Genomic DNA, 23,487 nt, shown 5'->3' with positions numbered 1-23,487 from the left:
CCCGGATTTGAGGTACATCATGGCATCGACCCTTTCTTTCGCATCGCGCGCGCTCCTGCTGGTGAGCGCCAGCGTCGCAACCATTGCGTCGCAAGCGCAGGACGTGCCCGCATCGCCAACCCGCTTGCCGCCGCAGCCCGGCGTGGCGCGCGCCGAGGCGGACCGCCTTGCGGCAACACTGGTTGCGCAAATGACGACCGAGGAGAAGCTGCCGCAGCTGCTCAACGTCGCACCCGCCATCCCACGGCTGAAGATTCCGGCGTATAACTGGTGGACGGAATCGCTCCACGGCGCGCTCGGGCCGATTCCGACCACCAACTTCCCCGAGCCGATCGGCCTAGCGGCGAGCTTCGATGCCCCACTGGTGCATCAGGTCGCGGGCGCGATCAGCACCGAGGTGCGCGCGCTCCACACCCAAGGGCGGCAGACCGGCAAGCTGGGCCGGATCGGCACCGGGCTCGATACGTGGTCGCCCAACATCAACATCTTCCGCGATCCGCGCTGGGGCCGGGGCCAGGAGACCTATGGCGAGGATCCCTATCTCGCCGCACGCATGGGCGTTGCCTTCGTAACAGGCATGCAGGGGCCCAACCCGGATCTGCCGCAGGTCATCTCCACGCCCAAGCATTTCGCGGTCCATAGTGGCCCCGAATCGACCCGCCACGCCGCCAACGTCTATGTCTCGCCGCACGATCTGGAGGATACCTATCTCCCCGCGTTCCGCGCGGCGATCGTCGAGGGGCGCGCCGGTTCGATCATGTGCGCCTACAACCGCATCGACGGCCAGCCCGCTTGCGCGAACGATCTGCTGCTTAAGGATCACCTGCGCGGTGCCTGGGGCTTTACCGGCTATGTCGTGTCGGATTGTGACGCGGTGAAGGACATTGCCGACAATCACAAATATGCCCCCGACCAGGCGACCGCCGTCGCTGCAGCGATGAAGGCGGGCGTCGACAATGAATGCAACACCCAGACGATCGGCGATATCGGCGGCCTGCCCGACCGGTTCGGCGAGGCGTTGAAGCGCAATCTGATTTCGCAAGGCGATATCGATCGCACCTTGGTCCGGCTGTTCTCCGCGCGCCTCCGCAATGGCGATTTGCCGGGCGTCGCGGGCGCGCCGGCGGTGGTTCCGGTAAGCGCCATCCTCACCCCCGATCATAGGGCGCTCGCACTGGAAGCTGCCGAAAAGAGCCTGGTGCTGCTCAAGAATGACGGCGTGCTGCCGCTGCGCCCGGGCGCGCGGATCGCGGTGATCGGCCCGCTGGGCGATGCGACGCGCGTGCTGCGCGGCAATTATTCCTCGACGCAGTCCGCCCCGCCGGTCTCGGTAGTGGAGGGTCTGCGCCAAGCCGCCGGTGCCAGCGCGGTGACGCTGGTGCCCTTCGGGGAATCGATCACCGATGGCGATCGCGTGCCGCCGTCGGCGCTGATTGGGCCAGACGGCAAGCCCGGGCTGCTCGCACGCTATTTCAACCCGGTCACCCCGCCCAGCCTCCCCTTCAAGCCAGGGACCGACCACACCATCCTTGCCGCGCTCACCTATCAGGACCGCCCGATCGTGACGCGGCGCGAGGTCGATGTTGCCGCGCGCGCCTTCGATCTGCCCAGGGTGAACGATTATCACCGCACCGAATGGACCGGGTTTCTGGTCGCGCCCGAGACAGGCAGCTACCGCCTTGGCCTTGGCGGCAGCGGGCTGCTGGAAATTGACGGGCACACCTTCCTTGATGTCGGCGGCGAGCATCACAGCCCGCTGCCGACGCTCAAGACGGTGACGCTGCAAAAGGGCCAGCGCTATCGCCTGCGGCTGGTCTCGACCGCGCGCGGCTTCGGAAATACCGATCTGGTGTGGAAGCGGATCTCGCCCCAGCCCGAGGCCGATCTCGCCGCCGCCGCTGCCAAGGCCGACGTGCTCGTCGCGGTGGTCGGGCTGACGTCCGACATGGAGGCCGAGGAAACCGGCACCGACATTCCGGGCTTCAAGGGCGGCGACAAGACCTCGCTCGACCTGCCCGCCGAGCAGCAAGCGATGCTGGAACGCGCGAAGGCGACCGGCAAGCCGCTGATCGTGGTCGCGATGAACGGCAGCCCGATCAACCTTGCCTGGGCCAAGGACAATGCCGCCGCGATCGTCGAGGCCTGGTATCCCGGCCAGTCGGGCGGGCTTGCCGTCGCCAACGTGCTGACCGGCAAGACCAATCCCGCCGGTCGCCTGCCGCTGACCTTCTACCGCAGCGTTGCCGACCTGCCGCCGTTCGACGATTATGCGATGGCGGGGCGCACCTATCGCTATTTCACCGGCACGCCCGTTTACCCGTTCGGCTACGGCCTGAGCTTCACGCGCTTCGCCTACACGCCGCTGACGGTGACACCCGCCAGCGGCGGTGCCGAGAGCGGGCTGCGCGTGACGACCGAGGTCAGCAACGCCGGTGAGCGCGCGGGCGACGAGGTGGTGCAGCTCTACCTCAACTTCCCCGATCAACCCGGCACCCCGCGCGTGGCACTGCGCGGCTATCAGCGCGTCACGCTCAAGCCGGGCGAGCATCGCGTCATCAGCTTCGACCTGTCGCCCCGCGACTTGAGCGCAGTGGCGATCGACGGAACGCGCCAAGTGATGGCCGGCCAATACCGCGTCAGCGTGGGATCGGGCCAGCCCGACACCGGCGTGCCGACCAGCACCGCCAGCTTCACCACCAGCCGCGCGGTCCGGCTGCCGCTCTGACGAATAGGCGACTTCTCTCCTCCCTGAAAGGGAGGGGAGGAAGCCGGGCTATTTTCAAAGAACCCCCGAGCTCCAAAGGCGGTCCGCACCCGCAGCGCAGGACCGCCCTCGCGGCCTCACTGCAAATCGAGCACCACGACCGACATAGGCGGCAGCGTCGTGCTGAGCGTGCCACCGCTCACATGCGCGCCGGTGAAGGCGACCGGCTTCACCGCATCGGGCTGCTCAAAGCTGTTATGCGCGTCCATCGTCGCGCCGGTGACGATCCGCCCCGAAACGCTGCCAGCCGTGACCCCGGCCAGCGCAATCGACAGCGGGATCGCGCGGTTGGGATCGAGATTGACCAACGCGACGTGCACTTGCCCGGCTGTGTCACGCACCGCCGACGCACTGATCGCGGGAAGTGCCGTCGCATCCTTGTGATACCAGGGCGACTTCACGTCGATCGGCAACACGGTCGCATCCTGCCAGGGCTTGTACAGATCGAATACCCAATAGGTCGGCGTCTTGACCATCTTCGCGCCGTCGGTGAGCAGCATCGCCTGCAACACGTTCACCATCTGCGCGATCGCCGCCATCTTCACGCGGTCGGCATGATGCGCGAAGATGTTGAGGTTGAGCCCCGCGACGACCGCGTCGCGCACACTGTTCTGCTGGACGAGGAAGCCCGGGTTGCTGCCGGGAGCGGGATCGTACCAGGTGCCCCATTCGTCGACCACCAGCCACACCTTCTTGGCCGGATCGTATTTGTCCATGATCGCCGAATGCTTGGTGACGAACTCGTCCATCTGCAGCGAGTGCGCCATCGTGCTGGCCCATTCGCTTTCGGGAAAGCCGAGGGCCGCGCCCTTGTCCTTCCATTCCTGATCGCGCGGGCGCGTATAGTAATGCAGCGAAAGACCATCGATGTTCTTGCCCGACAGCCGCATCAGCGTGTCGGTCCACTCATAATTGGCGTCGCTTGGACCGCTGGCGATCTTGAGCATCTTGCCGGTGCCCGACTTGGCAAAAAGGGCGTAGCGATTGGTCAGGTCCGCAGCATATTCGGCGCGCATATTGCCACCGCAGCCCCACAGCTCATTGCCGATGCCGATATAGGGGACCTTGAACGGTGCCGCATGACCGTCCGCCGCGCGTTCCTTGGCCAGCGTCGATCCGTTGGGCGAGGTCATATACTCGACCCATTGCGCGGTCTCGCTCGGTGGCGCGCTGCCGACATTGGCGGAGACATAGGCCTCCGCCCCCAACCGCTCGACAAAGCCCATATATTCGATCGTGCCGAAGGCATTGTCTTCGTTGACGCCCCCCCAGTTGGTGTTGATCTTGACCGGACGCTTGCCGCGCGGACCAACCCCGTCACGCCAGTGATATTCGTCGGCAAAGCAGCCGCCGGGCCAGCGTACCACCGGCACCTTGATCGCGCGCAGCGCCTCCAGCACGTCGCGGCGATAACCGTGATCGTTGGGAATCGACGACCTCTCACCGACCCAGATCCCGCCATAGATGCCGTGGCCGAGATGCTCGGCGAACTGGCCGAACACTTGCCGGTTCATCACCGGTCCCGGTTGATCGCCGTGAAGCGTGGCGGTCGCGGTATTGGCGGGGTCGACATTTTCCTGGGCAAAGCCCGCGCCAGGCACCGTGGCGACAAGGGCAAGGCCGAGCAAAAGATGGGCGCGACGGATCATGGCAATAGTCCTTTGACGCAGAGCGTGGGGGAAGTCGGCCGGAGCACGACGCGGATCCGGAAAGGCGAGAGTTTCGGCGCGGCCCGATGCCGCGCGGGACATGCAGATCATATGCAACATTCCCCCCTCACACCCGCAAAGAGCGCCACCGAGCCCTTGCGCTTTCCGTTATATTGTCTGAGTATAAGCAGAGAGCCAGTGCGTCAACGGCGCGGAACGCGCAATCGTCAGGCGGTTCGAAGGAGAGGGTATTTCATGCTTCGCACCTTTGCTGTGGGGACGAGCGCGTTCGCGCTGGCCTTGGGGACCCTCGTCGGTCCCGCCTGTGCCGCGCCTACCGTGGGCGGACTGCTGTCCGACCATAGCGTCGTCCAGCGTAACCAGCCGATCGTGGTGACCGGCGAAGCGATCGCGGGAGAGCCCGTTACCGTCGTGCTGGCCGGGCAATCGGCCCAAGCCCGCGCGGCCCGCGACGGTCGTTTTCGCGTCACGCTGCCGCCCTTGCCCGCCGGCGGCCCGTATGACGTGCTCGTAATGGCACCAAGCGGCACGACGGCGCTGCACGATGTGCTGATCGGCGATGTCTATCTGTGTTCGGGCCAAAGCAACATGGAGCTCCCCGTCGAGCGCGCACAGAATGCGATGGGCGCGATCATGGGGGGTGCCGACGATCAGCTCCGCCTCGTGACCGTGGCCAAGCGAACATCGACGACCGCGCGTGACCGTTTTGCGCAACAGCCCAGCTGGAGCGCCGCCGACGCAAAGACGACCGGCAGCTTTTCGGCGGCTTGCTTCTACATGGTGCAGGCATTGCGCAAGGTCGCCAAGGTGCCGATCGGCGCGATCCATTCGAGTTGGGGTGGATCGCAAATCGCCGCATGGATGGGCGAAGACGCACAGCGCGCCGCGGGCCGTGGCGCGCAAGCCGACCTGCTCGCACTCTACGCCCGGGATCCTGCCGCCGCCGAGCGCACGGCGAGCGCCGCCTGGGAAAGTTGGTGGCGCGACAAGACCGGCGACACGCGTGGTCACGAACCGTGGCAGCCCGACGCGGCGCTCGACTGGCAGCCCGTACCGAAGATCGCCTTTTACGAAGACTGGGGCGTGCCAGCACTGCAGACCTATCTCGGCATGCTGTGGTATCAGAAGACCATAACGCTGACGCCCGAACAGGCACGCCAGATGGCCACCATCGCCATCGGCGCGATCGACGATGCCGACCGCACCTGGATCAACGGAAAACCTGTCGGCGGGCGCGGCGGCTGGGACGCGCGTATGTATTCCGTCCCCGCCGGTACGTTCGTCGCCGGCCGCAACGTTATCACCGTCAACGTGGAAAACGCCTATGCGACGGGGGGCATGCCCGGCCCGGCGGACGCCATGAAACTGACCTTCGCCGACGGCAGCATTGTGCCGATTGCCGATGGCTGGCGTTATGCGATCGCCAAACGCGTCCTCGGCACCTCACCGCGCGTGCCATGGGACGAGATCACCGGTGCCGGAACGATCTACAATGCGATGATTGCGCCGCTCGGCCAAACCGCGCTGGCGGGCGTGGCCTGGTATCAAGGCGAATCCGACACGGACATTCCCGGCTATGCCGACCGGCTGAAGGCGATGATGTCCGAATGGCGGCGTCAAGTGGCGCAACCGCACTTGCCGTTCGCAATCGTTTCGCTCGCCGGTTTCGGCACGCCGTCGATCGCGCCTGGCGAAAGCGGCTGGGCGCGAGTCCGCGACGACCAGCGCAAAGTGGCCCAAGACGACGGTCATGCGGCGGTCGCGATAACGCTCGACCTTGGCGATCCCCTCGACATCCATCCGGGCGAGAAGCACGAAGTCGGGCAAAGATTGGCTCGAGCGATGGGCGCACTCGTCTATGGACAGACGATGTCGGCATCGGGGCCGCAGCCCTTAGAAGCCACGCAGGACACAGCTGGCAACGTGACCGTGACGTTCGCAGGCGTGACCGGTGCGTTGCACACGCGCAGCACGAACCAGGCCACCGGATTCGAGCTGTGCGGGCCCGAGGTCGGCTCCTGTCGCTACGCCCGCGCGACCGTTACGGGGAACCATGCCACGCTCTTCGCGGACAATCGCCCGGTTACGCGCGTGCGCTATGCCTGGGCGGATTTTCCGGTCGTCAATGTGGTCGACGACGCCCAACTCCCGGCCGGGCCGTTCGAGCTGCGCATTCCTTGATCGGGCGTTGACCGGGTACGGTAGCCCGAACGATCGTCGCATGGCGGGGAGATCGCGGCCCCCCGCCGACAATGAGCAAGCCGTACCGCCCCTTTGTCAAGGCGAGCAGGTGTCGCGCCACGCTGCCGCCATGCCGAGCTACAGCCGCACGGCATTCAATCGCAGCGCGTTGGTCACGACGGTGAAGGACGACAGTGCCATCGCCGCGCCGGCCAGCATCGGCGACAACAGGATGCCCGCGACCGGGTAGAGCACGCCCGCCGCGACCGGTACGCCGATGCCGTTGAACAGGAACGAGAACAGCAAGTTTTGCCGAATGTTGCGCATCGTCGCCTTTGCCAGCCGCCGCGCCCGGACCATCGCGGCCAGATCGCCCTTGGTCAGCGTCATGCCGGCGCTCTCGATCGCTACGTCGGTGCCGGTGCCCATTGCCACGCCGACATCGGCCGCAGCCAGGGCGGGGGCGTCGTTGATGCCGTCGCCCGCCATCGCCACGATCGCGCCCTTTGCCCTCAGCTCGCCGACGATGCGCGCTTTGTCCGCGGGTTTCAGCCCGGCATGAACCTCGTCGATTCCGCCGATCGCGACGGCCACTGCGTTCGCGGTAGCAGCGACATCGCCCGTGAGCATCACGATCCTCAACCCCTCGGCGCGTAGCGCGGCGACCGCAGCGCGCGCGGATTGCTTGATCGGATCCGCGACCACCAGCAGCCCCGCAAGTTGCCCGTCAATCGCAACGAACATGACCCCGGCCCCTTCGCTGCGATAGCGATCCGCCGCATCGGCGAGTGGGGCGGTGTCGGCACCCGCCAGGGTCATTTGTTCCGCGTTGCCGACGAGCACGCTACGGCCGGCCACGCTGCCGCTCACGCCGCGCCCGGTCTGAGAATCGAACGCGTCGACGGGTTCGATCGAGAGTCTCTCGTGCTTGGCGGCGGACACCACGGCCCGCGCCAGCGGATGCTCGGACCGGGCCTCGACCGCCGCCGCCGCCGAGAGCACCGTCGTGCGCTCGAAACCCCCGGCGGTCTCCACCGCGGTCAGGATTGGACGCCCCTCGGTCAACGTGCCGGTCTTGTCGATTACCAGCGTGTCGACGCGTTCCATGCGTTGCAGCGCCTCGGCATCCTTGATCAGCACGCCAGCGGCCGCCCCGCGCCCGGTGCCGACCATGATCGACATCGGCGTCGCCAGCCCCAGCGCGCAAGGACAGGCGATGATCAGCACCGCGATCGCGTTGAGCAGCGCCTGGCCGAAGCGCGGCTCCGGCCCGGTCAGGTTCCATACCACGAAGGTCGCGACCGCGATCGCCACCACCAGCGGAACGAACCAGCCAGATACGCGATCCGCGACCGCCTGGATCGGCGCACGGCTGCGCTGCGCCTCGGCCACCATCTTCACGATCCGCGCGAGGACCGTGTCCGATCCCACCGCCCGCGTTTCGATGACGAGCGATCCGGTGCCGTTGACGGTCCCGCCGGTTACAACCGCCCCATCGGCTTTCAGCACGGAAGCAGGCTCACCGGTCAGCATCGATTCATCGACGGAGGACCGTCCATCGACCACGACCCCGTCCACCGGCACCGCTTCTCCCGGTCGAACGCGCAATCGATCGCCGGCTTTGACCAGCGCGAGGTCGACGTCCTCTTCCGTTCCGTCGGCGGCGATCCGCCGCGCCGTCTTGGGGGCCAGATTGAGCAGCGCACGGATTGCCCGCCCCGTCGCCGCGCGCGCGCGCAATTCGAGCACCTGCCCCAGCAACACGAGCGTGACGACAACGCCCGCCGCTTCATAATAGACCGGCACCGCCCCGTGCATGCGAGAGGTCGCAGGGACGATGCCCGGCGCGACGGTCACCACCAAGCTGTAGAAGAACGCCGCCCCCACCCCGAGCGCGACGAGGGTGAACATGTTGAGATGACGCGTTACCACCGACGTCCAGGCCCGCACAAAGAACGGCCAGCCAGCCCACAACACGATCGGTGCGGTCAGCCCGAGCTGGATCCAGGGCGACCAGGCCGGCGGCACGAAGTGCAGGCCCAGCATCTCGGCGAGCATCGATATCGCCAGCAACGGCACGCTGAGGACACCTGCCACCCATGTGCGCCGCGTGAAATCTATAAGCTCGGGGTTCGCTACGTCGTCCAGCGAAGGCTGTTCGGGCTCGAGCGCCATGCCGCAGATCGGGCAGGTGCCTGGCCCATCCCGATGGATTTGCGGGTGCATCGGGCACGTCCACATTGAGACAAGCGATGGCGATACCGCCGGGGGGGCATCGGACGAGAGATATTTCCCCGGGTCATCCACGAATTTCGTGCGACAGCCCGCCGAACAGAACGCATACCGCCGCCCTGCATGATCGGCGTGATGCGGCACCGTATCCGGATCGACGGACATCCCGCAGACCGGATCTCTGGCGCTTCGTGTATCGGAGGCGTGGACCATGTGGTCCGGGTGATCCGCCATATTGCTCCTTCCCGCGAGCGCTAACGGCGCGCTCCGTTCGGCGACCGCACAGTAGAAAGTAGGGTCGCAGAATATCGCCGCAAGGACGTTCTTCGGCGGCCCGAACGTGCCTGCGCGCACGCGCCTGTTCGTTGATTATCTCGCAGATCATTATGGCGAGCAGAAATCAGCCGTCTTGGCTGCAGGCGATACGTCGCGTCGAGAAGGCCGTTCGATGCCTTCGGTTACGGCTTCGCACCGGGAGCCTGCAATGCGTCGGCCGATTTCTTTTCAAGGCTCGCCAAGGTGTCCGGAACGAGCCGTTCGGAGAAGCCCGCCAAAAACGACCAGACCAGAAGTTTGGCAAACTCCACCGTTGGCGACAGTTCGGACGCCGCACGAAGATCTTCGGGCTTAACCTTGGCGAGGCCCCTGGTAACGGGGCCGGCCAAGTGCAACGTCCAGATCGTCTGCTCTGTCACCATGCCGGAGCTCAGAGCCGGGAAGAGGTTTCCGCCGACAAATTTTCCGCAGATGAAGAAGTAGAAGAAAATCGCCCCGGTCATTCCGCAGAGCAGGCGGAGACAAAGCATGCGGGAAACGTAAGTCTGAATGACCGTGTCGAAGGTCAGCGCGGCGCTGTCTGTCTGAAATTTCATGGCACGGCTAAAGAATGCGCCAAGCGCGCCGGCGCACGCGACCGCCAGCAGCACGAAGATGGTCTCGTTGATCACCGCGCCTCCTTCCAAAAGAGCTTTCTTCGGCAGGCTGAGCCACGTGAAGAAGAGCCATAGAAAGGGAACCAGAATCGTGATCGCGGCAATGATAATGCCGTAGCGCAGCAAGGTGGATGCGGCCTCGGCTCGCAGTCGGCGGATGAAACGCCCGCCGATGAAGCCGGACTGCAGCTCGTACAGAAGCGCACCGTAGATATCCCGCTTGTCATCCAGACCGAGCAATCCGAATGCGGACCGGTTTGGATAGGTACTGAGCGAGGGAAGCGCTCGCGCGGCCGCCAATGTCAGCAGGATCGAGTATTGCGATCTCAGTTGGACATCGGTGAGGACAGCGCCGAGCAGACTTTCCGCCTCGTTGATCCGGGACCAGTCGGCCTCGTTGAGATTCCCGCTGCTATCGTAGAAGATCTTGTCCAGCTCTGCTGCGATGATGGGGTCCGCCGGCGAAGCCGTGTCCGCCTTGCGGATTCGCCAGAGGATCTCGGCCTGCTTCCATTCATGAACCCTCACCTCGGTGGGCGGTTGTACTGGCGGCACCGGTTTCGCCGCAGCAAACCATGTCGATGGATCCAAAAGCCTCATGCGCCCCGTCCCCCTTTCCTTGCTCTGCCCGTGCCAGTCTGCCTCTCGCCTATCGTGACAGCGTCCAGAAGCCGGACTCGTGCTTTGTGTCGCCGACCCTGTCTATTGGCTGCGCTGGCAGGTCAGCGGTATTCTCCGACGACCAAGAACCGAGATCATCGCATCTTGGCTGGCACCGGCCATGTCGCCATGCAGGTCCTCGATCGACGTGATGTGGACCATTCCCGACAAACGCGGCATGATACCAATCCTTCCAGTCCTGCGTCACTGGCGTGCGCGACAAATGCCCCCAAGGGTTTTACGATTTTTACAGCGATCTATTCTTTTCCGCGAGAGTATTTTTGTCAACAGCATCAATAAACTCTTAAAGTCGATCCGATCTTGCTCTGGGCGTAATTGTCGCAAAGCCTTTCATTGATGCTACCAGCCTCGAGACCGCTCCTGGAGAACATCCCCAACGCCGCGCGCCACCGACGGGCGGGAGGTCACATCCCCGAACGCAGGGCCAGGTCTGCGGGTCGGCAAGCGCCTCCTCACAAATGCTTCCGGAACGTTACTTGCACGGTTCGGCCAAGCGGGTTGAGTTGGTAGCGATCGTAACCGGCTGGCACGGTTCCGTCGGCGAGCGTTACGCGTTGGAACCGATCGAACATGTTTTGGACGTTGATCGAAAGCCGTGTGTTTGCTGCCCAACCCCGGTCGAAACGCGCGCCGAAAAGCGTCGCTGGCTCGAGAAACAGATCCAGATCGAGCTGGGCCAGCGCAGCATACGCATTGTCGCCCCTCCCCGCAGCAATGGCCAAATTGCGGATACGGACGCCGCTTTGCCAGCGACCGTTTAGCGTCACTCCCATACCACGCTTACCCGCCACCGCCTGCGCCGACAGCAAATGGCGCGGCTGTCCGCCATCCCCCCCAAGCCGATCCAGGGCGGGAAGGTCCGCACGGATCGTCAACCGACTTTCCAATTGCCAATGATGGATGAGTGCCACCGAAAACCGCCAGTTTCCTGCGCGTATTTGCCGCTCCTGGGCGGGGGCGACGGCGCGCCCGAGGTTCCAGAGCAGCGTAAATCCTGCGGTCAATTGTGCCTTATCGTCCTGCTCGATCGCGACCGGGCGCGCATCGATCTCGATCAGCTGCCCGGCTCCGTTTCGCATGACCCTATCCGGGAACGCCGCCTCGACAGCCGGCGTCAACTGCGGAAAGCCCGTCGCGCCGCCACGCGCGATTTGCCGTTGATAGCCTAGATTGATCGTCAGTCCCTGCCCGCCCAGGGGTCGCCACGCCCCTTTCAGGACAAAATTCGTCCTCGACCCGCGGCGCAAATTTGGATTGCCGCCGCTGAGCCAGATCGGCGCGGCGACCTCCTGCCGAACAGGGTCATAGAGGCGAACCACCGTCCGAGTTTGCGGAGCATTTAGCTGGGCTACGTCTGGCGCGTCCTCTGCGATACTATAGTCGCCGAACACCTGGACCGTGGCGGCGGGCGACCAGCTGAGCGCGTTGTCGAGCTGGCGTTGCACCGTACTGCCGAGGATGCCAGCCATCCCAGCCGTGACCGTGGCCGACAGCTCACCCAATACGGCACCGGGACCTTCGCGCCGCCGGGTCAGCGGCACGGTGAAACCGGCCTGGGCGTTAATTTCCGTACGACGCAGGCCGGGCAGCGACGCATTCGCGGTGTCGCGGGCATCGCTGCCCACCGCAACGTGGCTGCCCCCGGTCGCGAGGTTCACCGTCAGCGGTCCGGCCGGGAGCGTCGCCACCGCTTTGTCCACGATCACTTTTACGTCAAGACCGCGCGTTTGCGACTGCACCCGGTCCGTGGTGATAAGCGTCGCGCGCGGCAGCGCGACATAGGGATTGAAGGTTGAATCATGTGCATCGATGCGCGCTTGCACAGCGGCAAGATCGCCGCTTCGATCGAAGCGGCTGTCGCTCCAGCTGTGGGTGTAGTTTGCGACCAGGTTCACATTCCAGCCCGCGACGGAGCCTGCAAGCGTGCTCGATACGCCGAACGTGGCTGTATCCTGGCGCGCGGTAGATATGACGCCAGACAAAGCCGGTATCAGCAGGACATCGCGCGCGAACGGCGACCACGGGCTGCCCGCTGGCAGGTGAAGCGCCTGGGCGGGATATCCAAGCTGCTGAATACTGCCGATGACCGCGAAATTTGTGTTCAAGGATAAGGAAAACCCGCCGAGCGGACGGGTAACCCCCAGATTGATCCCCAGCGTCCGACCGCCGGGAAGCAACGCATCAACATCGTCGGGATTGTCATACCGCACATTGGAAGCGGCGGCGGCCGCAAGCGCTGCCAGGCTGGGCGAGTGCCCCGACACCATCGCGGGAATGTCGACGACGGCAACAGTGCGGCCGACGATCCGACTTAACGCCGGATCGATTTCTCCTCCATCCGGCGCGGCGAAATGCGCCGCCAGATCAACCAAAGCCGCAGGCGAGGTTAAAGGTCGGGCACTCTTGCGAAGGGCGCTGTCGCGGGACAGCTGAAGCTGCGCGTTCCAGTAGGTCGCCCCGTCGATCACGACGCGGCTCACCGAACCGTTTTCGCTGTCGCGCCCACCCGCCGTTGCAAGCGTCACGCCGGTGGAGCCGTCCCAGCTGGCGAATTTTGGCTTCAAGACCAGATTGACCACGCGCTGATCGGCCGGATAGCCATATCGTGACGCCGCCCCCGGCGGCAAAATCGCCAGCCGCGCGAGCGCCTCGGGCGGGAATCCGGTGACGCCCGCTGCCGCGCCGATCCGTTTTCCATTGACCAGCAGCACAGGTGCCCTGCCGCTTCCATCGATCAATGGGGCAATGACGCCTAGCAACTCCGCGATCGTATCCGCGCCATATGCTGCGATGTCGTCCGCGCCCAGCTCGGTTTCCGGTGGTACAACCGCGTCACCGCGCCGCGCCGTAACGATGATGTCGTCTCTATCGTCCGTCCGAGGAGCCCGGTCCGCCGCGTTCACCGGGGTCGGCAGTGGCCCCGCTGCAGGGCTGGCAGTCGGCGTTGAGACTTGCGCCGCCGCTGTCGCAGAGCATCCGCCTAAGATCGCGCCGACTGCCCAAAGCGCGCAACCGGAGGAACCGGCCAGACCTTTTCGCGGAGTGGCTGGGTGGGTTTCCTTCAAATCCGACACGCACACATCATCCTGGGGCAATCCCCGCCGGTTGATCCGCCCCCCTCATTTTACACCGGAATGCGGTACCACCCCAGTGTCGATCCCGATGCACCGGCACACCGGGATCGACGAGGAACGGGATCACACTTCGACGGAACCGGGAGGATGAACGATCCCCCCGATCGTCGTCGGTCAGATAATCGTGATGCCCGACACGGTCAGGTGCGCGGTGACCGTGCAGCCGCCAGGGCTGATCGTGGCCGTCGGAATATCGAAGTGCGACGGCGTTCCATTGGCCCAGGTCGCGCTGACATTGGCGGGACCGCACGATACCGGCGCGGTCACTTCGAGGCCATTGACGTTGACCGAAGTCGTCGACGTTGGAACGAGCGTGAACGGCGTGGTCAACCGCACTAGCGCACAAGCACCGAGCGGCCCGCCGACAAAGCTGGCGCTGGTGATCGTCGCCGTTCCGTCGCTATTGACGGTACCGCGAAAGGTCGCTGCACAATTGAGGGTCGGGAAACCAGGCGCGGTCAAGCTGGTCGCGCCCGTCGCCGTGACGGTAGCACCCGATGGGGAAAACGACTGCGCGAACGCCGGTCCGGCCAACGTCATTGCGGCGGCAGCGCAAAGTACTGCAAGCTTTTTCATGGTTCATCCTCTCTCGAATAGATGGTTTACACATCTTTTTTCGGGGAATTCCTCCCCATTTCGATTGACGCTCGTGCATCAGTTTCGGGGGGATGAATTTCTGCAAATTACATATTTTGTAGCTACCTCTATGAGGCACCATCCCGACCGAAAAAATTGGCCGCGCAGCCTTGTCTCGCTGCGCGGCCAAACTGTCGGCAAAGGGGGTGCCGATCAGAAGCGTTTGGTGATGCTGACGCCGATTATGCGTGGATCGAGCGTGAACACATTGGTTGTCAGGCCCGAATCGTCGCTATTGACGAAGGCATCGGTGATCGGCGTCGAATTGAACAGGTTCTTCACATAGACCTGCAACGTCATATCCCATTTGCGCTGGTCGAGCGTGAGAGAGATATTGGTGTTATTCCATGCCCGTAGCCGGTCGATCGCGGTGTTGTAGATCCGCGCCCAGCTTGCATCTTGGCGGTAGAAATCGGCGCGCGGCGTCAGCGCCCAATCCCCGCTCTCGAACGTATATTGAACACCGAGATTTAACGTCCAGTGCGGCGCGTTGGGCAATTCGTGCCCGCTCACATCCGCTGCAATCCCCTGCCCGTTATTGGGCGCGGTTTTCAGATCATAAGCGCCATATTTCGCCGCCAGCGTATCGCCCGGCTTGAAGCTCCCGAAATTCAGTCCCGCAACCCCGCCGCACAACAGGGCCAGCACAAGAGGGGGAGCCGACGGATCCTGAACGATGTTCTTGACGATCGAGGTCGGCGCGATGCAGCTTGATGTCAATTGCACCCACGGGCGCACCAGCGTCCAATCAGGGTTGCCCTGCGTTCGATTCATGACGTCGATCGACGACGAACCTTTGCCGAGCCGCGTACCGAGATAGCCGACATTGGCGTTGAATTGCAGATTTCGCACAGGTCGCCACGTCGCTTCGAGTTCTGCACCCCATGTCTGCGCATTGAAATTTTCGTTCAAAGCCGTGCGATCGACGATCTTCGAAATCTGATACCCTTTGTAATCGTAGAAAAATGCCGAACCGTTGAGCGTCAGTCGACCGTGGTCGAACGTATTCTTCAAGCCAACCTCGAAAGCGTTGACATATTCCGGTTTGTAGGTGGTCGGTTGCGGGTAGAATTCGAGATATTGCGGGTCGGCATTGATGCCAGGCGGATTCGTGCCGCCCGCCTTATAGCCGCGCGAATAAGATCCGTAGACCAGCGTGGAATCGGTAAAGGCCAGTTCAGGCGACCAGTCCACCGCCAGCCGCCCTGTGAAGCGACGCCACGATTGGTGAATGTCGGGTTGGGCGGGATAGCCGGAATTGACGTAGCCCCCGCCCGATATACCCGGTGAAAGCAGCAATTGTGTGGGAACCGGCGTCGTAACCTTACGATCATCGGTATAGCGCAATCCCCCGGTGACCTTGAGATTGGGCGTGGCACGCCAGTAAACCTCGCCAAAGGCCGCGTAGGAATCGACCTTGTAGATATTGTCGCTCCGGAAATAATTGTGCCCCTGGCCATTGATCCGGTCGATCGGATTGGGATCGATATAGATGCAGCCTGTGGTTGCCCCTGCCGGACAGGCGGGAGGCGGCGTGTCGGTACTGACCGGTCCGTTGAAATACCCTTGGGCGATCGCTGTAAAAAAATTGGAAAAGACGTAATAATCTTCATTGATTTTGAAATGGAGATAGTTCGCACCGAAGCTGAAATTGAACGGCCCGGTGTTGGACGATTGCAACCGGAATTCCTGCGACCATTGTTCGCTGCGGGAGTTGACCATGTCGACTGCAACCAAGGTATTGGATGCGCCAAGCTGTGGATCGTTGAACACGCCGCCTGGCGTGAACCCCTTTACCTCCGGCGTGAAAGTGTCGAGACTGAAGAGGCCGATCGAATCGTTGATAATCGGCACCGAATTGAACCGGTTATAGTCCTGGGTCGAGTGGTAAAAATCCTTGGTGTACAGCGACTGCGAATACAGTTTCAGGTTGCTGCGCACGCCCCATTCAAAATTGAGCTGAAAGATATCGTTGCGCGCCCGAAAAGTCGGATCATACTTTGTCGCAATCTCGCGCAAGTTGCGCGATTGCACGACCCCGGCATAGGGATCTCGGGTCGGATCGGCGAAGGTCGCAAGCCCGGAAAAGTCCGGCAGGAAGCCCAATTGGACCAGCCCGCTGGCGGCAGCGACATAGGGCAGGCTCAGTCCGTTCGGCACGCCATAGGCACCCGCGTCATAGAGCGAACCGTTGGCGCACCCTTGGCTTAGCTGGGCACGGATGGGAAACCCGTTGGAAACTTCCGGCACAGCCAGCCCTCCAACCGTGCTGGGACCGGGATCGTAGTGGCACAATTGCTTGCCGGTGCGGGACCGATCGTCCTTTTCGTCGAAATGCTCCCAGACGAGACTGGCGGTGAAATCGTCGACGGGTCGCCACTGTGCCGTCGCGCGCAGCGACCAGAGATCACGACCATTGACCGCCCGGTCGGTTACCGTGTTGTAATCGAACCCGCTGCGATTGGTGTAGGCACCGGCGACGCGCACCGCGAAGGTATCGGTCAGCGGGACGTTGAGCATGCCGCTTACGCGGCGCGTATCGTAATTGCCGACCTCTCCCTTCAAAGAGCCTTCGAACCGGTTGCTTGGCTTGTTCGGGAGCATGTTGACGACGCCCGCAGTGGCATTGCGACCATAAAGCGTGCCCTGTGGCCCCCGCAGCACCTCGACCCGCTCGACATCGAAATATTCCTGCTCGAACAGGCGATTTCGCAGTAGCGGTGTATTGTTGTAGCTGATCGCGACGGCAGGATCGGTGCTTACCGAAACGGCCTTGGTGCCGACCCCGCGGATCGAGAAATTGTAGCCGCTAAAATTGTTCTTCGAGAAGTTGACGTTCGGCACTGCGCGTTCGAGCTCGGCACCCCCTTCGATCTTATACTGGTCGAGCGCCTTGGCGCTAAACGCAGACACCGCGATGGGGACCTTCTGGATCGATTCCCGCCGCTTCTGTGCGGTCACGATAATATCCTGGCCTATAGCGTCGGACTGCGCTTGCTCAGTCGGCACGGCGACCGGCGTGGCTGCCTGGCCGTTTCCCTCAACGCTCCCAAGCGCCCCCGGCTGGATCACAAAGACTTTGCCCTGCCGGCGATAGGTCAGACCGGAACCGCGCAAGATCGCGCTCAACGCCGCTTCCGGGGTTGCGGCACCAGCGATCCCGTGACTCACCTTGCCTTTGGTCAGCGCGGCATCCGCCATGATCGTCAGCCCGCTTTGCAAGCCAAAGTCGCGCAAGGCGAGATCAAGTGACTGCGGGCGAATATGATATGGCGTCTCGGCAAAGGCCGGACTTCCACAGGTTGATACAATCAATCCTGCCAGCGCGATTCCGCACAACATCGATCGACGAACGCGCAAGGACCCAAAGGTCATCATCCCCTCCTGTATTGCGTTTCGACTTGAGCCGAATCCGCTTCCGTACGACTATGACGCGACCATGAGCCTGGTGGGGGGATCATCCTGAAAAAAACGAAAGATTCCAGCAAACGGTGTCCCGCGACGAGAAAAGCCCTCTCCTGATCCCCCCGACCATAGCAGAGCACCGTCTATCATCTGGGACATGCCGAATTGTCCGGCGGAGCGAGGCGCATGAGTGGAGATCGACCGGGAAAGGCTGATCGCATGTCGGCGGACAACAGGCCGCAGCACACCTATGACCTGACGGAATGGATGAATCGCTATGGGCCAGGCTTGCGCCGCTTCCTGGCCCGGCGGGTCAACGCAGCGGATATTGACGACCTTGTTCAGGATGTTTTCCTGCGCATGCAAACCGCCCAGTCAAACCAGCCGATCGAGCATGCCGAACGCTATCTTTTCCGGGTCGCACAAAATGTCCTGATCAGCCGCTATCGCGCCGATGGCGGCCGTATGCGGCCGGTGCTCGGCTCGATCGAGGGGACCACCGCAGAACCCCGCGACGACATTTCTCCCGAACGCATTGCGATCGGGAGAGAACAATATGCCCTGGTGATTCAGGCCATTGCGAACCTGTCCCCGCGCGTACGCGCCGCGTTCGTCATGCACCGGTTCGAGAACATGACATACCAGACGATTGCCGTACGCATGGGCATAACCAAAAATTCGGTAAAGGAGTTGATCCACCGGGCCTTGCTCCGTCTGTCCGACGTCATGGAGGACATACAGTGACGATCGAGCCTAAACGTCTCGAAGATGGCTTGCGTGCCGAGGCGACGCGTTGGTTCAGCGCGCAGCGCTCCGGCGACATGGCGGCGGAAGAACGGGAAGCGTTCGCGGATTGGCTCCGCTCCAACCCGGGTGCTCACGCCCAGCTTGAGCGGCTGCAACAGCAATGGGACGCCCTGGATTCGATCGCCAACGACCCGGCAGTCCTGGAAATACGCGAGCACGATGTTCACGCATACAATCGTCCGGCGCGTTTCAAGGCGTTGCTGGCGCTTGCCGCGGCGGTGCTGCTGCTGGTGTCCTCCTCGGTTACGTTTCTGCAATATGGCGACCCAGTGCGATCCTGGTTCGGTTCGGAGGGCGAGTTGTTCCGCACCGGCACCGGGCAGCGCACGACCGCAACCTTGACGGACGGCTCTGTGGTGACGCTCGATGCGGAGAGCGAACTGCGTGTGGTCGAAATGGGTGCCCGTCGCCGCTTGCGACTGATACGGGGGCATGCCTTCTTTCAAGTCGCCAAGGACCGCGTCCACCCCTTTCTCGTCGAAGCAGCCAGCAAGACGATCCGTGCAGTTGGAACCGAATTCGACGTCCAGCTCGATGATCAAGCGAAACTGACCGTGACGCTGATCGAAGGCAAAGTCCGCGTCGAGCAGCCCAATGGATGGGTCCGGCCCGGTCGGCGCGTCAATATGGTGGCGGGTGCGCGCCTGATCGCGAAATCGGATCATGCCTGGAACGTGACACACGTCGATACGGCGAGCGAGACGAGCTGGCTGACGGGTCGGTTGACGTTCATTCGCGAGCCGCTGGCGGAAGCGCTGAACGAGGTTAACCGTTACTCCGCGCGCAAGATCGTCTTTGTGGACGGGCCCGCACCGGCGACCAATATTGTCGGGGTGTTTGCCGCCGGCGATGTCGATAGCTTCGTTACGGCGCTGGAGTTGAACGGAATCGCGCGGGTCTCGGATCGCACCGACACGAAAATAATGGTCACCCGCTCCGCTCGAGATGGAAGGGGAGATTGAGCCATCCGGCGGCGGCTGGTGCAGAAAAGGTACGGTCGCTGCCCCTGCCGGACAAACCCCGACCGGTTGGCCATCGAGTATCTGCCGACATTCGCGCGAAACGGCGTGATCCGGGACCGTTTCGTCATGCCCGATCAAGTCACCCGCGTGCCAACGCTGGCGAAGGAACCGGGGCGCGAGAATGCCGAAGCCGTCTCAGCGGACCGGGTCTCGATGCCGGGCACCACACAACCAGCCGATATCCTGTGGATGCACCCTTTTTAGCACGAAGCGCTGATCGGTTTCGGGGCGCTCCTCACGAGCGGTCGCCGAGCTTGATCGCTTTGAGCAGCGCGTCGGTCATCACCTTTGGATCTGCTCTACCATTTTGATTGGTGAGGACGATCGTCGAGAGGGGTTCGCCAAGGTCGCGGCGGTACCAGCAAGAGAAACCGGCGGTTCCCCCGCCGTGCGAGACGATGGTCCTTCCATCCACCTCGTCGACTTCCCACCCAAAGCCCCAACCGGCGGGCTGACCGTTCGACAGGCTGGCGCTACGCCACATCTTCCGCCGAACGCCCGAGCTCAAGATTCGCCCCTGATCCAGGGCAACGGACCAGCGATTGATATCGGCTACGGTCGACAGGAGGCCGCCGGCTGCCCAAGTCGATCCGGCCGCGCTGCGCGGAGGATCGTCGTCGTAACGCCCTTCGCTCCAGAAATGCCCTGAAGCACAACGGTTCCTGCATGGGATCCGATCGCGAGGGCCCGTCGACGACATGCCGGCTGGCCCGAAAAAGCGCTGCCGAAGCAGGTTCCAATAGTTTTCCCTGGTGACCGCTTCGGCCGCCATCCCGAGAAGAATGAAGCCGGTATTGTTGTATTCGTGCCGCTCGCCGGGCGCGAAGCTGTTGGGCCGGTCCGCCACCAGCGCGAGGATTTGCCTCGGCTTGAGCTCCTGCGGCATAAGCAGGCGGAAATTGTCTCCATTGAGATATTCGGGCAACCCGGACGTGTGGCTGAGAAGCTGCGAAAGCCGAATATTCCGCCAGGTCGCGGGGATATCCGACACATAGGTCTCGATTGGCGCGTCGATACGCAGCAGACCTTCCTCTTGAAGTTGAAAGATCAGCGACGCTGTGAAGGTCTTCGTCAACGAACCGATCTCAAAGATCGTCTGCGCATCGGGAACGGACGCTGCATTGCCCTTGGTGCCCGCGCCTCCAGCAGCCACAATTCGGCCCTTTCGAACCGCTCCGGCCGCGATCCCGGGCGCAGCGTCGAGCGGGATCTGCGAAAGAATTGTCTCGGCTCGACGCACGGCCAAAGCCGGATGCGGCATCAGAAACGGTGTCGCGGTGAGCCCGGCAAGAAAAGCTCGCCTCGAACCGCTGGCAGCCGCATTCCGCGTTCGCAAAAACCCATCGTCGGCAGAGCACGTCCAATTACGCTTCAGCATCAATAGAATGCTCCATTGGTCGTAATCGCGAAACGGGTTCTCATGGACGCTGAAACTGCATCGGTTGACGCATCAGTCAAACATCGATTGCGATCGTTCCCGACGACCCGAACGCATCGGAAGGCGGTTCGAGCGCGTATCGATCATTCGGAGGATTTTGAGGGCTCGGATGCGCGAGGGTGCAGCTTGACCAAGCCGCACCCCGCCGGGCAGTTCCCCTGCTTTGCCCGGGCACCTTACTCGTGGCGCAATGCGCGGGCCGGCTCCGCGCGCGCGACGCGCCATGCTTGGCCAAACACGGTCGCGGCCGCGATCAACACCGCGATCAGCGTCGCGCCAACGAAGAACAGCGGCGACAGCGCAATCCGGTCGTCAAACCCGCCGAGCCAGCGCTGCATGGCGACAAAGGCCAGCGGCCAGGCCACAAGATTCGCCAGCAGCACCGGCCGCATGAACTGAACGATCAGCAAACGCAGCACTTCCGCGGTCGACGCGCCGAGCGTCTTGCGGATGCCGATCTCCTTGACGCGGCGCGCGGTATCGAAGGCGGCCAGCCCGTAAAGGCCGATGCACCCGATCAGGATCGCAAGCACCGCGCCGATTGTAAACAACCGCGAGCGCTGCGCATCGGCCTTGTAGTAGCGCGCGAACAGGTTGTCCTCGACCGAGCGGGCGCGGAACGGAACCCCGGGCGCGACGCGCTTCCACGCCGTCTCGAGTGCCGCCGTCATCGCTTTTGGATCTCCGCTATACCGCACCGCTGCGATCGGCGAGATGACCCCGACAGTGTCGTAATAATAAGCGACCGGGTCGACCGGGTCACGCGGACTGCGGAAGCGGACATTGTCGACCACGCCGATGATCGTCGACCATCGATCGCCATCGCTGATCGTTTGCCCCACCGCCGCCGTCGGCGACGAAAAGCCGAGCGCCGTCACCGCCTTGCGGTTGATCACCAGGTTGGGGCCGATTTTCTTGCGCTCCGCCGGGGAAAGAAGAGCGCGATCGTCGGCATGCGCCGCGTCGAACAGGCGCCCGGCAATGCGCCGGGCACCGTAGACCGCGAAATAGTCGCGCCCCGTCCCGACATCCATCACCGATATCTTCCGGTCGGGCGCACCTGGCCGACTGTAGCCCGAGAAATTGGTCGTATCCTGATCCCCCGGCGCATTGTTGCCCACCGTTACGCCCGTCACGCCCGGAACCGCTGCCGCGCTGCGTAAGATGTCCGCGCGCTGCGCCGCATCGAGCCCGCTATCGTTGAACGAGCGAATGAGCAGCAGCCCTTCCCGATGGAAGCCGAGGTCGGCGTCGCGGATGTGCGCGGTCTGCGCCAGCATCGTCCCGGTTGCGATCGCAAAGGCGATGGCGATGGCGAACTGGACGATGACCAGCGCGCCACGCAACCGTGCTCCGGCGCGACCACCGCCCGGTGCGCGCGTCGAGGCCAGCACCGCAGCGGGACGGAAACCCGACAGGACGAAGGCGGGGTACAGACCGGCCACCAGCGCGATCACCAGGACCAGCGCGATCATGGGAAGTACGATCCCGTCGCGCCCGAAATAATGGAGCGCGAGTTGGGTGCCCCCGAGCGTATTGACGAATGGCAGCGCGATCTCGGCCAGCGCAAAGCCGATCAACGCCGCCACCGCGACGGTAGCAAGCGCCTCGAACAGGAACTGACCGATCAGCGCGCGCCGCGTGCCGCCAACCACCTTGCGGATCGCCACCTCGCGCGCCCGGAGGCCGGCACGGGCAGTCGCCAAATTGACGTAGTTCACGATCGCGATGACCAGCGTCAACAAGCCGACCACGCCCAGCGTCGTCACGATCGCGCGATCGCCGGGGCTGTAGAGGTGCATCGCCGTCAGCGGGCGCAGCGACTGAAAATACTCGCCCTTCTTGATGTTGTCGCCGGCATAAGCATGCCGATCAAGGAAGGTGGGCAATTGCGCCTCGAAGGCGCGCGCGCTGGCCGTATCGGGAAAGCGCAGGAGCGTGGTCAATGACGAGCTGCCCCAATGCTCCCACCATTCGTTGCCGAAGCGGGCGCGCACCAGTTGCGCGAACATCTCGTCCTTGAAGGTCACATTGTCGGGCATGTCGCGCAGCACCGCGCCGACCCGATAGGGATAGACCGCGCCATTGATCGCGAGCTGCAGCGTCTGGCCGATCGCCGGCTGGCTACCGAAATATTTCCGGGCGGCACGCTGCGTGATCACCAAGCCGTTGGGGTCGGCAACGGTGCGGGCCGGATCGCCCTCGATTGCCGGAAATTGCATCAGATCAAAGAAATTCGGATCGACCGCGCCAAGCTCCTCCGACGTCGCTTGCGCGCCCTGTCGGACCGTCGCTGCAGTCGGCATGAAGCGGGTGCCGACCAGTTGCGGATAGTCGGCGCGTAACTGAACGAGTTCGCTGCCCATCGTGTTGGGATTGGGGTCAGGCGGATATCCCGGCATGACATAGCGCTCTTCCATTACCCACAGTCTGTCCTGCTCGGGCAAGACGCGGTCAAAACCGCTTTCGAACTGCACGAACAGGTAAAGGACCAGGAAGGTCGCGATACCGAGGGCCAGTCCGCCAATGTTGAGCGCCGCGAACAACCGGTGGTGGGCGAGCGAGCGATAGAGCGAGACCAGCAT

13 protein-coding genes are annotated in these 23,487 nt (G+C 63.4%); 5 read left to right on the top strand and 8 right to left on the bottom strand.

Translation table 11 applies throughout. The annotated features are described in order from the left end of the window. The first annotated feature begins 19 nt into the window (after positions 1-19). Positions 20-2,725: a glycoside hydrolase family 3 C-terminal domain-containing protein gene (locus ACP7BL_RS01560; protein WP_426257449.1), complete on the top strand. Its 2,706-nt coding sequence runs from the start codon at positions 20-22 to the stop codon at positions 2,723-2,725. A 116-nt stretch (positions 2,726-2,841) separates the two neighbouring features. Here ACP7BL_RS01560 and ACP7BL_RS01555 read toward each other — a convergent pair whose 3' ends face one another. Beyond that, positions 2,842-4,413 carry an alpha-N-arabinofuranosidase gene (locus ACP7BL_RS01555; RefSeq protein ID WP_426257448.1) on the bottom strand — a complete coding sequence of 524 codons (1,572 nt, stop codon included), beginning with the start codon at positions 4,411-4,413 and terminating at the stop codon, positions 2,842-2,844. A gap of 255 nt (positions 4,414-4,668) precedes the next feature. On the opposite strand from ACP7BL_RS01555, the gene ACP7BL_RS01550 reads away from it, so the two are divergent. Continuing rightward, positions 4,669-6,615 (top strand): sialate O-acetylesterase, encoded by a 1,947-nt coding sequence (locus ACP7BL_RS01550; RefSeq protein ID WP_426257447.1) that lies wholly within the window; start codon positions 4,669-4,671, stop codon positions 6,613-6,615. Between the two features lie 138 nt (positions 6,616-6,753). On the opposite strand, the gene ACP7BL_RS01545 is transcribed toward ACP7BL_RS01550, so the two are convergent. The 5 genes from ACP7BL_RS01545 to ACP7BL_RS01525 all read right to left on the bottom strand — a co-directional run bounded on the left by ACP7BL_RS01545 (position 6,754) and on the right by ACP7BL_RS01525 (position 17,605). Then, a complete protein-coding gene (locus ACP7BL_RS01545) occupies positions 6,754-9,012 on the bottom strand; it encodes a heavy metal translocating P-type ATPase (RefSeq protein WP_426257446.1) in 2,259 nt (752 codons plus the stop codon). Between the two features lie 293 nt (positions 9,013-9,305). Further along, positions 9,306-10,379 carry a hypothetical protein gene (locus ACP7BL_RS01540; protein WP_426257445.1) on the bottom strand — a complete coding sequence of 358 codons (1,074 nt, stop codon included), beginning with the start codon at positions 10,377-10,379 and terminating at the stop codon, positions 9,306-9,308. Positions 10,380-10,912: 533 nt separating this feature from the next. Further along, positions 10,913-12,940 (bottom strand): hypothetical protein, encoded by a 2,028-nt coding sequence (locus tag ACP7BL_RS01535; protein WP_426257444.1) that lies wholly within the window; start codon positions 12,938-12,940, stop codon positions 10,913-10,915. A gap of 768 nt (positions 12,941-13,708) precedes the next feature. After that, positions 13,709-14,170, bottom strand: a complete 462-nt coding sequence (locus tag ACP7BL_RS01530) for a hypothetical protein (protein WP_126845143.1) — start codon at positions 14,168-14,170, stop codon at positions 13,709-13,711. A gap of 213 nt (positions 14,171-14,383) precedes the next feature. Beyond that, positions 14,384-17,605, bottom strand: coding sequence for a TonB-dependent receptor domain-containing protein (locus ACP7BL_RS01525; RefSeq protein WP_426257443.1), 3,222 nt, complete (start codon positions 17,603-17,605; stop codon positions 14,384-14,386). Between the two features lie 249 nt (positions 17,606-17,854). Here ACP7BL_RS01525 and ACP7BL_RS01520 point away from each other — a divergent pair, with 249 nt between their 5' ends. The 3 genes from ACP7BL_RS01520 to ACP7BL_RS01510 all read left to right on the top strand — a co-directional run bounded on the left by ACP7BL_RS01520 (position 17,855) and on the right by ACP7BL_RS01510 (position 19,668). Continuing rightward, positions 17,855-18,379, top strand: a complete 525-nt coding sequence (locus ACP7BL_RS01520) for an RNA polymerase sigma factor (protein WP_033964073.1) — start codon at positions 17,855-17,857, stop codon at positions 18,377-18,379. Further along, positions 18,376-19,404 carry a FecR family protein gene (locus ACP7BL_RS01515; protein WP_137902758.1) on the top strand — a complete coding sequence of 343 codons (1,029 nt, stop codon included), beginning with the start codon at positions 18,376-18,378 and terminating at the stop codon, positions 19,402-19,404. Before ACP7BL_RS01520 ends, ACP7BL_RS01515 begins: the two co-directional genes overlap by 4 nt. 66 nt (positions 19,405-19,470) lie before the next feature. Continuing rightward, positions 19,471-19,668 (top strand): hypothetical protein, encoded by a 198-nt coding sequence (locus ACP7BL_RS01510; protein ID WP_426257442.1) that lies wholly within the window; start codon positions 19,471-19,473, stop codon positions 19,666-19,668. A gap of 31 nt (positions 19,669-19,699) precedes the next feature. Here ACP7BL_RS01510 and ACP7BL_RS01505 read toward each other — a convergent pair whose 3' ends face one another. Continuing rightward, complete coding sequence (locus tag ACP7BL_RS01505; protein WP_426257441.1) at positions 19,700-20,842, bottom strand: serine hydrolase domain-containing protein; 1,143 nt, start codon at positions 20,840-20,842, stop codon at positions 19,700-19,702. 236 nt (positions 20,843-21,078) lie between these two features. Next, positions 21,079-23,487: an ABC transporter permease gene (locus ACP7BL_RS01500; RefSeq protein WP_426257440.1), complete on the bottom strand. Its 2,409-nt coding sequence runs from the start codon at positions 23,485-23,487 to the stop codon at positions 21,079-21,081.

This window comes from Sphingomonas sp. DC1600-2 (assembly GCF_049897605.1).
Lineage (GTDB): Bacteria > Pseudomonadota > Alphaproteobacteria > Sphingomonadales > Sphingomonadaceae > Sphingomonas.
Note: the sequence above shows the minus strand (reverse complement) of the source record. Positions and strands in the feature narration are given on the sequence as shown.

Excerpts from the sequence above, each read along its gene's own strand:
- ACP7BL_RS01520 (WP_033964073.1), top strand. The coding sequence starts at position 17,855 with ATGTCGGCGGACAACAGGCCGCAGCACACCTATGACCTGACGGAATGG.
- ACP7BL_RS01530 (WP_126845143.1), bottom strand. The coding sequence starts at position 14,170 with ATGAAAAAGCTTGCAGTACTTTGCGCTGCCGCCGCAATGACGTTGGCC.
- ACP7BL_RS01525 (WP_426257443.1), bottom strand. The coding sequence starts at position 17,605 with ATGACCTTTGGGTCCTTGCGCGTTCGTCGATCGATGTTGTGCGGAATC.
- ACP7BL_RS01505 (WP_426257441.1), bottom strand. The coding sequence starts at position 20,842 with ATGCTGAAGCGTAATTGGACGTGCTCTGCCGACGATGGGTTTTTGCGA.
- ACP7BL_RS01500 (WP_426257440.1), bottom strand. The coding sequence starts at position 23,487 with ATGCTGGTCTCGCTCTATCGCTCGCTCGCCCACCACCGGTTGTTCGCG.
- ACP7BL_RS01540 (WP_426257445.1), bottom strand. The coding sequence starts at position 10,379 with ATGAGGCTTTTGGATCCATCGACATGGTTTGCTGCGGCGAAACCGGTG.
- ACP7BL_RS01560 (WP_426257449.1), top strand. The coding sequence starts at position 20 with ATGGCATCGACCCTTTCTTTCGCATCGCGCGCGCTCCTGCTGGTGAGC.
- ACP7BL_RS01550 (WP_426257447.1), top strand. The coding sequence starts at position 4,669 with ATGCTTCGCACCTTTGCTGTGGGGACGAGCGCGTTCGCGCTGGCCTTG.
- ACP7BL_RS01545 (WP_426257446.1), bottom strand. The coding sequence starts at position 9,012 with ATGTCCGTCGATCCGGATACGGTGCCGCATCACGCCGATCATGCAGGG.
- ACP7BL_RS01555 (WP_426257448.1), bottom strand. The coding sequence starts at position 4,413 with ATGATCCGTCGCGCCCATCTTTTGCTCGGCCTTGCCCTTGTCGCCACG.